Here is a 13,120-nt window from a genome sequence, read left to right as displayed (position 1 = left end):
CAGCGACGTCCCCGCGTCAACAGGCCGAGGAGGCCGACATGAACGACAGCTCAGACGACTCCGCCACCGGCCCGGCCGGCCTGGCCCTGCCCCTCGCGCTCGCCACCGCCATGGCCGCCCTGACGGCCCCCGGGCGCGCCCACGAGATCAGCGCCACCTCGGCCCCCACCGGCCGCAAGCGTCGCGCCGCACGCCGTCGCACCACGGCCGTGCGAGGCTGACAGCACCCCGATGAGGCCGGAACGAGAAGAGGACGACCAGCGATGAGCCCCGCCGAAGACGATCCGCAGCGCATCCTGATCGTCGACGACGAGCCCGCCGTGCGCGAGGCCCTGCAGCGCAGTCTCGCGTTCGAGGGGTACGGCACCGAGGTCGCCGTCGACGGGTACGACGCCCTCGCCAAGGCGGAGTCGTACGCCCCCGACCTGATCGTCCTGGACATCCAGATGCCGCGCATGGACGGCCTCACCGCCGCCCGCCGCATCCGGTCCACCGGCACCACCACGCCCATCCTGATGCTCACCGCCCGCGACACCGTCGGCGACCGGGTCACCGGCCTCGACGCGGGCGCCGACGACTACCTGGTCAAGCCCTTCGAGCTGGACGAGCTGTTCGCCCGCATCCGCGCCCTGCTGCGCCGCAGCTCGTACGCGGCTGCGGCGGGCGGCGACGTCCCCGGCAACGACGTGCTGTCCTTCGCCGACCTGCGGATGGACCTGACCACGCGCGAGGTCACGCGCGGCACCCGCCGCGTCGAGCTGACCCGCACCGAGTTCACGCTCCTGGAGATGTTCCTGGCCCACCCGCGGCAGGTCCTGACCCGCGAGCAGATCCTCAAGGCGGTCTGGGGCTTCGACTTCGAGCCGAGCTCCAACTCCCTGGACGTGTACGTGATGTACCTGCGCCGCAAGACGGAAGCGGGCGGCGAAACCCGCCTCGTCCACACGGTCCGGGGCGTGGGGTACGCGCTGCGGTCGGGGGGTGGGGAGTGAGGGGGCCCTTGCGCCGCATCCGTGCGCTGCCGCTCCGCTCGCGGCTCGCGCTGCTGGTCGCCACGGCGGTGGCGGTGGCGGTCGCGGCGGTCGCCCTCGCCTGCTGGGTGACCACCCGCGACCGGCTCACCGAACAGCTCGACACGACCCTGAGCCAGGTGAAGCCCAACAGCGAGACGGTCCAGGTGCTCCAGTTGGGCTGCACCGACCGGCTGCCCGAAAATCTCCGCCTGCTGCCGACCCCGTACACACTCCAACTGGTGTCGGCGACGGGAACGGACCCCTGTACACAGCCGGAGAAGTCCTCGATCCCCGTCCAGACCGCCGACCGTGCCGTGGCCGCCGGACTGCGCCGGGATGCAGTCCACACCACTGAGGCCGAGGACGGCACCGAGATGCGCGTCTACACCTCGGCCGGCCCGCCGGGCCGCCAGACCGGGCTGGCCGTGTCCGTGGCCATGCCGATGGACCAGGTCACCGACCCCCTCAACGAACTGGCGCTCGTCCTCCTCATCGTCTCCGGCATCGGCGTCATCGGCGCAGGCGCCGCCGGCCTCTGGATCGCCCGCTCCGGCCTGCGCCCGGTCGACGAACTCACCGAGGCCGTCGAGCACGTCGCCCGCACCGAGGACCTCACCGTCCGCATCCCGGTCGAGGGCGAGGACGAGATCGCGCGCCTCTCCCGGTCCTTCAACTCCATGACCGCCTCGCTGGCCACCTCGCGCGACCGTCAGTCCCAGCTCATCGCGGACGCCGGCCACGAGCTGCGCACCCCGCTCACCTCACTCCGGACCAACGTCGAGCTGCTGGCCCGCAGCGACGAGACCGGCCGGGCCATCCCGCCCGACGACCGCAAGGCACTGATGACCTCGGTAAAGGCCCAGATGACCGAGCTGGCCTCCCTCATCGGCGACCTCCAGGAACTGGCCCGGCCCGACGCCGCCCAGCCCGGCCCCCTCCAGGTCGTCGCGCTGCACGACATCACCCGCACCGCCCTGCAACGGGCCCGGCTGCGCGGCCCCGAGCTGAGCATCACGGAGGAGCTGGCCCCCTGGTACGTACGGGCGGAACCGGCCGCGCTGGAGCGGGCGGTCGTCAACGTCCTCGACAACGCGGTGAAGTTCAGCCCGCCGGGCGGCACGGTCGAAGTCACCCTGCACCGGGGCGAGCTGACCGTCCGGGACCACGGCCCCGGCATCCCCGCCGAAGAACTCCCCCACGTCTTCGAGCGCTTCTGGCGCTCCCCGTCGGCCCGCCAGCTCCCGGGCTCGGGCCTCGGCCTCTCCATCGTGGCGCGCACGGTCCACCAGGCGGGCGGCGAGATCACGCTGCGCCCGGCGGCCGGCGGCGAGGGCACGGAGGCGTCGATCACGCTGCCGGGCGCGCCGCAGCCGCCGCCGGACGCGCCGCCGGCCTGACGTCCGCCCTGTCGCGGCCGTGGGCCCGCCGGGCGGGTCAGCCCACGGGGTTGTGCCGTATCAGGGATTCGACCAGTCCCGAGCGGGTCGCCGGATAGTCCAGCGGGACGATGCCGAGACCGGTCCAGCCCGCCGTCCCAGCCCCGTCGAGGAACGCGTGCACCTGCGGGTTGAGCCGGTCCGCGTTCCAGCGGGGTGGCATCAGGGCGGAAGTGCTCACGTAATTCATGAAGAGCTTGCCCGGCTGCTGGGCCGCCCTGCGGAACTGGGCTTCGATCTTCGGGTACTTCGCGAACGGCTCCGCCATGTAGTCGTCCTGAATGTCGAAGACCGCCGGATCGGCGTACCGGACCCCGGGCAATCCTCCGTTGTCCGCGAGGAGCACCACCTTGCCGCGCGCCCCGCCCAGGTCGGGCAGCGTGGGATCGAGCCGGAACAGCGACCGCCAGCCCTTGGTGTCGAGGTACTGGTCGAAGACGCGCCGGAACGCGGCGTCGCTCTCCTGCGAGTGCTCCTGCTTGACCCGCATCAGCACCGTCTCGGCCGGCCGGGCGGCCAGGAAGTCCCGGCAGGCGATCAGGACGTCACCGAACATCATGTTCTGGAAAGCGGCTCCGTGGTGGATCGCGAAGGAGTCGCCGGTGATCCGGCAGCGTACGTCGAGGAAACGGATACCGCTGCTCAGCTGCTGGGCGATCGTGGTGTTCTGGCACTCCGCCCAGGGCCCGCCGTACCGCGCCCCGGAGTCGTGCGAGCCCGGAATGGTGAGGCGCTGGAGCGTTGTGGCGTCCGGGAGTGCGCCCATCCAGTCCTGTGTGCCGAGAGCCCGCCGGGAGGCCGCGGTGGCCTGCGCCCCGCCGACGACGGCGGTGGCCGTCGCGGCGAGGGCGCCGGTGAGGAAGGTCCGGCGGGTGGCGGTGTACGGGCTCATGCGGGGGTGCCTCCGTCAGCCGTGGGATCAGGCTGGGATTATGACGCGTACACCTCAAAATCGGAACAGGGCCCGGCGCTGCGAACCCGAGCGCACGCGCCGAAACGCGGAGCGGGGCGGAGGGCCCATCGGCCCCCCGCCCGCCCACTCGCACGTATGCGGAGTTACTTGATGATCGTGATCCGGTCCGTGGCCGGCGGGGCCAGCGGCGCGGAGGCCGTGGAGTGCGCCGCCAGGTAGGCGTTGAACAGGTCCAGGTCGGAGGGGCCGACCAGCTTGTTCGTGCCCTGACCGAGGGCCGCGAAGCCGTCGCCGCCACCCGCGAGGAACTCGTTCATCGCGACGCGGTAGGAGGCGGCCGGGTCGATGGCCGCACCGTTCAGCCTCACGCTGTCGGCGACCAGACGGGCCGCACCCGACTTGGTCATGTCCAGCGTGTAGGTGAGACCCCTGGACACCTGGAGGATCTTGGGGGACGCCTCGTTGGAGCCGCTGACCTGCTGCTGGAGCGCGGTGATCAGCTGCGCACCGGTCAGGTCGACGACGTTCATCATGTTGGTGAACGGCTGCACGGTGAACGCCTCGCCGTACGTCACCACGCCGTCGCCCTCACCGGCCGACTGCGCGTACACGAGGTCGGAGCGGATACCGCCCGGGTTCATGAAGGCGAGCTGCGCCCCGCCCTTGTCCGCGGGGGCCAGGCCCTCCAGCTGCGCGTCGGCGATCAGGTTGCCGAGCGGCTTCTCGGGGGCCGTGGAACCGCGGCCGTTGATGTCGGCGGCGATGAAGCCCTGCGGCCGGCCGGCGATCGGAGCCGCGAGGGTGTTCCAGCGGGCGATCAGGGCCGTCATGTCGGTGGCCTTGGCCTGGTCCCGCCTGACGACGTGGTTCGCGGACCTCACCGACGTACGGACGATGTCCTTGGTGCGGCGGTCGTACGTGAGGGTCGTGTCCGTGTAGATCTTGCCGAACGACGAGGCCGAGGTGACCATGCGCGGCTTGCCCGCCGGGTCCGGGACGGTACAGACGTACGCCTGGTGGGTGTGGCCCGTGACCAGGGCGTCGACCTTCGGCGTGATGCCCTTGGCGATGTCGACGATCGGCCCGGAGATGCCGTCACCGGCGCCGGGGCTGTCGCAGTCGTAGTTGTACGCGGTGGAGGCGGGCGCGCCGCCTTCGTGGATCAGCGCGACGATGGACTTGACGCCCTGGCGGTCCAGCTCCTTGGCGTACTTGTTGACCGTCTCTATCTCGTCGTGGAACTTCAGGCCCTTGACGCCGTTGGCCGTGACGATGTTCGGGGTGCCCTCCAGGGTCACTCCGATGAAGCCGATCCTGACGCCGTTCTTCTTCCAGACCGTGTACGGCTTGAGGACCGGCTTGCCGGTCTTCTCGTTCGTCACGTTGGCCGCGAGGTACGGGAAGTCGGCGCCCTCGAAGGTCTTGCCGGGCTCGTAGCAGCCCTCGACCGGGTGGCAGCCGCCGTTCTGGAGGCGGCCCAGCTCGGTGGCCCCCTCGTCGAACTCGTGGTTGCCGACCGCCGACACGTCGAGGTCGAGCCCGTTGAGCGCCTCGATGGTGGGCTCGTCGTGGAAGAGACCGGACAGCAGCGGGCTCGCGCCGACCATGTCGCCGCCTGCCGCGGTGACGGAGTACGGGTGGCCTTCGCGCGCGGTGCGCAGCGAGGTCGCGAGGTACTCGACGCCCCCGGCCGGGATGGCCTTGGTCGTGCCGTCGGCCTGCTTCTCGGTGACCGAGCCGGCCGAACCGGCGGGCGGCTCCAGGTTGCCGTGCAGGTCGTTGAAGGACAGCAGCTGCACGTCGACGGTGCGCCCGGACCCGTGGCGGTCCGCGCCGCGGTCATCGGCACCGGCCGGCATCGCGGCGACGAGTGCGCCGACGGTGGCAAGACCGGCCGCGGCGGCGAGCACCCGCCGGGACGCCCGGTTCTTCTGCGAAGTCGCTGACATCGGTCCCCTTTGAGTTCAGCGGGAGGGTTTGGGAGTTGCGGTAAGGGTGAAGACTTCCGGACGCAGCCTAGAGTCAACGCGCGTAGCGCGACAGGGCTTTCGGGTTACGACCGGGTTGCTTCCCGGTCGGTACGGGGACCAGCTGGCGCACATCCCTCCTTTGGCGCACATAGCCGGGCAGAAACGTCACGGCACGCAGGGGCGTCACCAGCCGGTACGCCCCGGGCGGCCCCCGGGCAGGTGCCGACCCGCGCCGCACCCCCACCTCCGCCACTCCGCCCGCCGTACGCTCGTACACATGACGACAGACGTACCCCTCCCCTCTCCCGGACGCGAGATCCAGACCCTCGACGCGCTCACCCCCGAGCAGGCCGACGCCGTCCTCGACCTGCTCGCAGAGGCCACCCGGAACGACGGCAGGCAGGCGGTCTCCGAGCAGGGGCGTCTACAGCTCACGGGCGGGCACCGCGAAGGCGTACGGCACTTCCTGCTCACCGCCGACGGCATCCTCGCCGGGTACGCGCAGCTGGAGGACACCGACCCCGTCGAGGCGCCGGCCGCCGAACTCGTCGTGCACCCCTCCCACCGCGGCCACGGACACGGGCGCGCGCTCGGCGCGGCGCTCCTCGCGTCGACCGGGAAGCGGCTGCGGGTCTGGGCGCACGGCGGCAAGTCCGCGGCCCGGCATCTGGCCCAGGTGCTCGGCCTCTCCCTGTTCCGGGAACTGCGCCAGCTCCGGCGCCCCCTGGCCGGTTCCGTCATCGCCGAGCCGGTGCTGCCCCCGGGGGTCACCATCCGTACGTTCGTACCCGGCGAGGACGACGCGGCGTGGCTCGACGTCAACCGTGCCGCCTTCGCCCACCACCCCGAGCAGGGCTCCCTGACCCAGCGGGACCTGGACGACCGCGAGGGCCAGCCCTGGTTCGACCCGAAGGGCTTCTTCCTCGCCGAACGCGACGGCGAGCTCGTCGGCTTCCACTGGACGAAGGTGCACGCCGAGGAGCAGCTCGGCGAGGTGTACGTGGTCGGCATCCGCCCCGATGCCCAGGGCAGCGGCCTCGGCAAGGCGCTGACCGCGATCGGCCTGCGCCATCTGGCGGCCGAGGGGCTGCCGACCGCCATGCTGTACGTCGACGCGGACAACCCGGCGGCCCTGAAGGTGTACGAGCGCATGGGTTTCGTGACGCACGAGGTGGACCTGATGTACCGCACGGAGTCCTGAGCAGCGACAACTTCCCCGGGGGCGGCGTCTCTTGACGCCGCCCCTTCTTTGCACCACCCTTTCACTACTCAATTAGTGAAAGGGTGGTGAACATGGCAGAGCCCGCAGCGGTCGAGTTCCGCATCGACCGGCGCAGCGGCATCGCCACGTACCTCCAGATCGTCCAGCAGACCAAACAGGCCCTGCGCCTGGGCGTGTTGGAGCCGGGCGACCGGCTGCCCACCGCGCGCGAGGTCGTCGAGGCCACGGCCATCAATCCCAACACCGTGCTCAAGGCCTACCGCGAACTGGAGCGCGAGGGCCTCGTCGAGGCACGCCGCGGGCTCGGCACCTTCGTCCGGCGCACGCTCGGCAGCGCGGCGACGGCCACCGACGCGCCGCTGCGCTCCGAGCTCACCGACTGGGTACTCCGTGCCCGCACCGCAGGACTGGAGAAGGACGACGTGAGTGCGCTCTTCACCGCCGTACTGGACAGCACGTTCAAGGGGGACAAGGACCAATGACAGGCTCCGCGATCGAGGCGAACGGCCTCGGTATGAAGTACGGCCGCGGGGCGGGCGGGTGGGCGCTTCGCGACTGTTCGTTCCGGCTGCCCGCCGGACGGGTCTGCGCCCTCGTCGGACCCAACGGGGCGGGAAAGTCCACCCTGCTCGCACTGACGGCCGGGCTGCTCCGGCCGACCGAGGGATCGGTCCGGGTACTGGGCTCCGGCGCACCGGGCGACACGCGTGACCGCATCGCGTACGTGTCCCAGGACAGGCCCCTGTACCCGCAGCTCACCGTGGCCGACACGCTCTGGGCGGGCCGGGAGCTCAACCCCGCGAGCTGGGACCGGGCCACGGCCGACCGGGTCGCCTCGTCGCTCCCGCAGGACGCCAAGGTCCGTTCGCTCTCCGGGGGCCAGCGCACCCGGCTCGCCCTCGCCCTGGCGCTGGGCAAGCGGCCCGCGCTGATGCTGCTGGACGAACCGATGGCCGACCTCGACCCGCTCGCCCGCCACCAGCTGATGGGCGTCCTGATGGCGGAGGCCGCCGAGCACTCCACCACCATCGTGATGTCCTCGCACATCCTCACGGAGCTGGAGGGCGCCTGCGACTACGTCCTGCTGGTCGACGGCGGACGGGTCCGGCTCGGCGGCGAGACGGACGACATCGTCGCCGCGCACGCCGTACTGACCGGGCAGGCCCGGGACCTCGCCCCGCACACCGTCGTCGAGTCCCGCACGACGGGCCGTCAGCTCACCGCACTCGTACGGAAGGAGGGCCCGGTGGACGCCACCGCCTGGGACCTGACGGATCCGTCCCTGGAGGAACTCCTCCTGGCCCACCTCCGCTCGCCGGACGCCCCGGCACTCCTCACACCGAGCGCGCGTCACGAGAGCCGTGAGGCGGTGGCGTCCGCATGAGCACGCTCACCGCACCGCATCGCCCGGCACCGGACACCGGCAACAAGCGCGGCCCGGTCCGCGTCCTGCTGCGCCAGCACCGTAAGGCACTGTGGGGCGCGGGCGCCCTGGTGGTGGTCGGCATCGGTGTCATGGTCGCGCTCCAGATCTGGGTGGCGTCCGGGAAGGAGCGGTGCCCCGACGGCGACACCACCCGGTGTGGCGACGGCAGCTACCTCCCCACCTACGCACGCACGTCGACCGAGCTGTTCCTGTCGGACGGCGGCACGGTTCTGCTCGTACTCGCAGGCCTCATCGGCGTCTTCGTCGCGGGCCCGCTGATCGCCCGCGAGCTGGAGAGCGGCACGTTTCGGATGGCGTGGACCCAGTCGGTCTCGCCCGCCCAGTGGCTGGCAGCACGGCTCGCCGTTCCCGCCGCCGTGGCGGTCATCGGGATCACGGCCCTGTCCGTCGTCTACCGCTGGGGATGGACGGTCCTCCGCGAAAAGCCGCGCTCGTTCGGGCTCTCCTGGTTCGGGCCCGGCGTCTTCCCCGGCATCGGCCCCGTAGCCCTCGCCTACGCGCTGCTCGCGGTTGCCCTCGGCGCACTGTGCGCCGTGCTCATCCGCCGCACCCTGCTGTCCATGTCCGCCACCGCCCTCGCACTCGGCGTGATCATGCTCGGCTTTTCCGAGCGCCGCTACGAACTGTGGCCGACCGTTCAGCATCGCGGCCAGGACATGTCGTGGGGCAGCGGCTGGCACGTCGAGGGGGGAATGCTCACCGCATCCGGCGAGAAGCTGCTCTGGCAGGACTGCCTCGGGACCAGCCCTCACTTCGACTCCATGGCCTGCATGCGCGAGCGCGGCGGCGTCACCGATTTCGCCGAGGTCCACCCCGCCTCCCACTTCTGGCCCCTCCAGCTCGTCGAGACCGGCATCCTGCTCGCCCTCGCCGCGATCGCCGTCGCCCTGGCCTTCCGGGCCCTGCGCCGCCTGCACAGCTGACCCGGCCGTGAAAGCCGCCCTGTCCGGGCCCCGGGGGGAGTCCGGGCAGGGGGTTCACCCACGGTGTACGAGCGACCGCACCGCAGTCACACCGCAGCCTGCATGTCATGTCGCCGTTACCGGCCATTCAGACGCGCTTGCGACCCTCACGGGATGCAGCCAGCTGTGCCCGCCCCCCGCAACGGCAGACCTCGTGGGTCCGCCGGGCCTTCCGCGATCTTTCCCGGCTCCGACGCGCCTCTTGAGCCGTCGACGCGGAACAATAGGTCCATGAGCCAGCAGCCCAGCTCCGAGGTCCCGGTCCAGCCCACCCAGCCGTCGGTCGGCTCGCTTGCCGCGCACCGGCCACGCGCCGTCGCCGACTCGGCGTCCAACGGCGTCGGTTTCTCCACCGCCGCCGATCTGGACCCCGGTCTCGACGCCGACGCGGATGCGTACGAACCGGACCGCGACGGCGACGAACTGCCCCAGGGCCGCTTCCTGGACCGGGAGCGCAGTTGGCTCGCGTTCAACGAACGCGTCCTCGAACTGGCCGAGGACCCCGCGACCCCCGTCCTCGAACGGGCTAACTTCCTCGCGATCTTCGCGTCGAACCTGGACGAGTTCTTCATGGTCCGCGTCGCCGGCCTGAAGCGCCGCATCGCCACCGGGGTCGCCACCCGCTCCGCGTCCGGGCTCCAGCCGCGCGAGGTCCTCGACCTCATCTGGACCCGCTCCCGCGAACTCATGGCCCGGCACGCCGCCTGCTACCAGCAGGACATCGCGCCCGCACTGGCCGACGAGGGCATCCAGCTGATCCGCTGGCCCGATCTGACCGAGAAGGAGCAGGCCCGCCTGTTCACCTTCTTCCGGCAGCGCGTCTTCCCCGTACTGACCCCGCTGGCCGTCGACCCGGCGCACCCCTTCCCGTACATCTCGGGACTCTCGCTCAACCTCGCCGTCGTCGTACGCAACCCCGTCAGCGGCCACCGCCACTTCGCCCGGGTCAAGGTGCCGCCGCTGCTCACCCGCTTCCTGGAGGCGTCGCCGCAGCGGTACGTCCCCATCGAGGACGTCATCGCGGCCCACCTGGAAGAGCTCTTCCCAGGCATGGAGGTCCTCGCCCACCACATGTTCCGGGTCACCAGGAACGAGGACCTGGAGGTCGAGGAGGACGACGCCGAGAATCTGCTCCAGGCCCTGGAGAAGGAGCTCATGCGGCGCCGCTTCGGCCCGCCCGTCCGGCTGGAGGTCGAGGAGTCCATCGACCCGTACGTCCTGGACCTGCTGGTACGCGAGCTGAAGATCTCCGAGACCGAGCTCTACCCGCTGCCGGGACCGCTCGACCTCACCGGACTGTTCGGCATCGCGTCCCTGGACCGGCCCGAGCTCAAGTACCCCAAGTTCATCGCGGGCACCCACCGCGACCTGGCCGAGGTCGAGTCCGCGTCCGCGCCCGACATCTTCGCCGCGCTGCGCGAACGGGACGTCCTGCTGCACCACCCGTACGACTCGTTCTCCACCTCCGTCCAGGCGTTCCTGGAGCAGGCGGCGGGCGACCCGGACGTCCTGGCGATCAAGCAGACGCTGTACCGAACCTCCGGCGACTCCCCCATAGTGGACGCCCTGATCGACGCCGCCGAGTCCGGCAAGCAGGTCCTCGTCCTCGTCGAGATCAAGGCCCGCTTCGACGAGCAGGCCAACATCAAGTGGGCCCGCAAGCTGGAGGAGGCCGGCTGCCATGTCGTCTACGGCCTCGTCGGGCTGAAGACCCACTGCAAGCTGTCGCTCGTCGTCCGCCAGGAGGGCGACACCCTGCGCCGCTACTCCCACGTAGGCACCGGCAACTACCACCCGAAGACGGCCCGGCTGTACGAGGACCTCGGCCTGCTCACCGCCGACCCGCAGGTCGGCGCGGACCTCTCGGACCTCTTCAACCGGCTCTCCGGCTACTCACGCCGCGAGACGTACCGGCGGCTGCTGGTCGCCCCGAAGTCCCTGCGCGACGGGCTGATCGCCCGCATCAACAAGGAGATCTCCCACCACCGCGCGGGCCGCCCCGCGTACGTCCGCTTCAAGGTCAACTCGATGGTCGACGAAGCGATCATCGACGCCTGCTACCGGGCCGCGCAGGCGGGCGTCCCCGTGGACATCTGGGTACGCGGCATCTGCGCGATACGCCCAGGCGTCCCCGGCCTCTCCGAGAACGTGCGGGTCCGCTCGATACTGGGCCGCTTCCTGGAGCACTCCCGGGTCTTCTCCTTCGGCAACGGCGGAGAGCCCGAGGTCTGGTTCGGCAGCGCCGACATGATGCACCGCAACCTCGACCGCCGGATCGAAGCACTGGTCCGGGTCACCGACCCCGCCCACCGCGCGGCCCTCAGCCGGCTCCTGGAAACAGGCATGGCCGACACCACCTCCTCCTGGCACCTCGGTCCCGACGGGAACTGGACCCGGCACGCCACGGACGGGGACGGGCAGCCGCTGCGGCACGTACAAGAGATGCTCATTGACGCCCGGAGGCGCCGGCGTGCGACGCCCTGATCATCAGACCACGACGCGGGAGACCGCGGAACTCTCCGCAGGAGGGGTCCTCGGACCGTACCTCCAGGAGCAGGCCGGAGACTTCCTGCGCAGCCTGCGGCTGCACCGCGAACACAGCGCGCCCACCGACGGCGGCAGCCGTGGCGCGGACGAGGCGGCCGGTGCGCTGCGCCGCTCGGCCCGCCGGATCGGCGGGTCCCTGCATACGTTCCGGGGGCTGCTCGACGCGAACTGGGCCGACCAGCTCCGTACGGAACTGGCCTGGCTCTCCGGCACGCTCGCCCGCGAGCACGCGTACGCCACACGCCTGACCCGGCTGCTCGAAGCGCTGCACGCGCTGTCGGGAACGTCGCTGCCGGGCGCCCGTACCGCCACACCGGGCTCACCTGGCTCACCGGGCTCCGACGCCACCGCCTCCGACAAGGAACGCGCCGCACTCGGCGTCGGTGCCGCGCGGGCCGGGGCACTCCTCGAACGGCAGCTGACCCTCGCCCGGACGCGCGCCCACTCCGCGGCGCTCCAGGCACTCGGCTCCTCCCGCTTCCACGCGGTCGCCGACGCCATCGCGCTGCTCGCCTCCGACGTGCCGCTGGCCGCCTCGGCCGCGGCTCCGGCCGCCGAGGTGCTGTACGGCCCGGCGGAACGCGCCGAGAAGCGGCTGCTCGGCGCGGTGGCGGCCCTGCCGCCCGACGAGACGGTGGAGCCGTACAACGAGGCGCAGGACGCGCCCTGGCACCAGGCCCGTCTGCTGCTGCGCCTGCACCGCTACGCCGACGAGGTGGTGCGGGGCACGCCCGATCCGGTCCTGGCGGGGGCGGGGAAGGCACTCGATCTGCACCGGGACGCGGCGGAGGCGGCCTCGGCCGCCGCGGCGGCCGCCCGGACCCCTCGGATCGCCCCGGCGACGGCGTACGCCCTCGGGGTGCTCCACGCCGACCAGCGGCACGAGGTGGAGGCGGCCCGCAGTGTCTTCCGGGAGACCTGGCCGTACGCGGCGGCCGTGACGGGGCCATGAGCGGGCCGGCCGGCCCCGTCCTGGCCGCCGGCTGCGTGCTGTGGCGCCGCTCGCCGTTCGACGGGGGGCTGGAGATCTGCCTGGTGCACCGGCCCCGGTACGACGACTGGTCGTTCCCCAAGGGCAAGCTGAAGCGCGGCGAGCCCGCGCTGGCGGGCGCGCTGCGCGAGGTCCTGGAGGAGACCGGCCACCGGTGCGCTCCGGGGGCCCGGCTGCCCACGTCCCGGTACGAGGTGAACGGCCGGCCGAAAGAGGTCGCGTACTGGGCGGCGGAGGCCACGGACGGCTCCTTCACCCCGAACGACGAGGTCGACCGCGTTCTCTGGCTCTCCCCCGTGGCAGCCCGCAACCGCCTGACCCGCGCCCGCGACCACGACCAGCTCGACGCCCTCATGACCGTGCTGCGGTCCGCCTGACCGGTGGGTGGTCCGAAGCCCCTCCGGAGGCGCCCCGGACCACCCCGAACCGGCCACCGAAGGAGCGGGGCACCACCACGGCCCGTCCGGCGCTCAAGGACGGAACCGGGGCCCGGGACGAGGACGGAACCGCACCCAGGACCAGCGCTCAGGAACCGGCGCACTACAGCGAGCCACACGGACACGGCCACCAGAACCAGCCTGCCCGACACGGTTCACCTTCCGTTCACCCTGCCCCGTAG

12 protein-coding genes are annotated in these 13,120 nt (G+C 71.9%); 10 read left to right on the top strand and 2 right to left on the bottom strand.

Annotation, left to right across the window (positions count from 1 at the left end):
- Nucleotides 1–38 precede the first annotated feature (38 nt).
- The 3 genes from ACFWSK_RS02475 to ACFWSK_RS02465 are packed head-to-tail and all read left to right on the top strand — an operon-like array spanning nt 39 to nt 2,410.
- Nucleotides 39–221 (top strand): hypothetical protein, encoded by a 183-nt coding sequence (locus ACFWSK_RS02475; RefSeq protein ID WP_383780895.1) that lies wholly within the window; start codon nt 39–41, stop codon nt 219–221.
- A 42-nt stretch (nt 222–263) separates the two neighbouring features.
- Entirely contained in the window at nt 264–992 is a 729-nt protein-coding gene (locus ACFWSK_RS02470; RefSeq protein ID WP_383780892.1) for a response regulator transcription factor, read from the top strand.
- Nucleotides 993–1,000: 8 nt separating this feature from the next.
- Nucleotides 1,001–2,410 carry a sensor histidine kinase gene (locus ACFWSK_RS02465; RefSeq protein WP_383780889.1) on the top strand — a complete coding sequence of 470 codons (1,410 nt, stop codon included), beginning with the start codon at nt 1,001–1,003 and terminating at the stop codon, nt 2,408–2,410.
- A 37-nt stretch (nt 2,411–2,447) separates the two neighbouring features.
- On the opposite strand, the gene ACFWSK_RS02460 is transcribed toward ACFWSK_RS02465, so the two are convergent.
- Together ACFWSK_RS02460 and ACFWSK_RS02455 are read right to left on the bottom strand one after the other, a co-directional pair.
- Complete coding sequence (locus ACFWSK_RS02460; protein WP_383780886.1) at nt 2,448–3,341, bottom strand: phosphatidylinositol-specific phospholipase C; 894 nt, start codon at nt 3,339–3,341, stop codon at nt 2,448–2,450.
- Nucleotides 3,342–3,505: 164 nt separating this feature from the next.
- Complete coding sequence (locus tag ACFWSK_RS02455; RefSeq protein ID WP_383780884.1) at nt 3,506–5,311, bottom strand: bifunctional metallophosphatase/5'-nucleotidase; 1,806 nt, start codon at nt 5,309–5,311, stop codon at nt 3,506–3,508.
- Between the two features lie 298 nt (nt 5,312–5,609).
- Here ACFWSK_RS02455 and mshD point away from each other — a divergent pair, with 298 nt between their 5' ends.
- From mshD to ACFWSK_RS02420, 7 genes are all read left to right on the top strand, one after another.
- Entirely contained in the window at nt 5,610–6,533 is a 924-nt protein-coding gene (gene mshD / locus ACFWSK_RS02450; protein WP_383780882.1) for a mycothiol synthase, read from the top strand.
- A 92-nt stretch (nt 6,534–6,625) separates the two neighbouring features.
- The gene (locus tag ACFWSK_RS02445) at nt 6,626–7,036 is read left to right on the top strand and encodes a GntR family transcriptional regulator (RefSeq protein WP_383780879.1); all 411 of its coding nucleotides are present in this window, start codon (nt 6,626–6,628) and stop codon (nt 7,034–7,036) included.
- Nucleotides 7,033–7,938: an ABC transporter ATP-binding protein gene (locus ACFWSK_RS02440; RefSeq protein WP_383780876.1), complete on the top strand. Its 906-nt coding sequence runs from the start codon at nt 7,033–7,035 to the stop codon at nt 7,936–7,938. The genes ACFWSK_RS02445 and ACFWSK_RS02440 overlap by 4 nt, the downstream gene beginning before the upstream one ends.
- A complete protein-coding gene (locus tag ACFWSK_RS02435) occupies nt 7,935–8,924 on the top strand; it encodes an ABC transporter permease (protein WP_383780873.1) in 990 nt (329 codons plus the stop codon). Before ACFWSK_RS02440 ends, ACFWSK_RS02435 begins: the two co-directional genes overlap by 4 nt.
- A 270-nt stretch (nt 8,925–9,194) precedes the next feature.
- Entirely contained in the window at nt 9,195–11,447 is a 2,253-nt protein-coding gene (locus ACFWSK_RS02430; protein ID WP_383780870.1) for an RNA degradosome polyphosphate kinase, read from the top strand.
- A complete protein-coding gene (locus ACFWSK_RS02425) occupies nt 11,434–12,462 on the top strand; it encodes a CHAD domain-containing protein (protein WP_383780867.1) in 1,029 nt (342 codons plus the stop codon). The genes ACFWSK_RS02430 and ACFWSK_RS02425 overlap by 14 nt, the downstream gene beginning before the upstream one ends.
- Nucleotides 12,459–12,878 carry an NUDIX hydrolase gene (locus ACFWSK_RS02420; protein WP_383780865.1) on the top strand — a complete coding sequence of 140 codons (420 nt, stop codon included), beginning with the start codon at nt 12,459–12,461 and terminating at the stop codon, nt 12,876–12,878. Before ACFWSK_RS02425 ends, ACFWSK_RS02420 begins: the two co-directional genes overlap by 4 nt.
- Nucleotides 12,879–13,120 lie beyond the last annotated feature (242 nt).

The sequence above is a fragment of the Streptomyces sp. NPDC058620 genome (genome assembly GCF_042717135.1).
Lineage (GTDB): Bacteria > Actinomycetota > Actinomycetes > Streptomycetales > Streptomycetaceae > Streptomyces.
The sequence above is the reverse complement of the archived record's forward strand: the minus strand, read 5'-3'. Positions and strand labels throughout refer to the sequence as shown.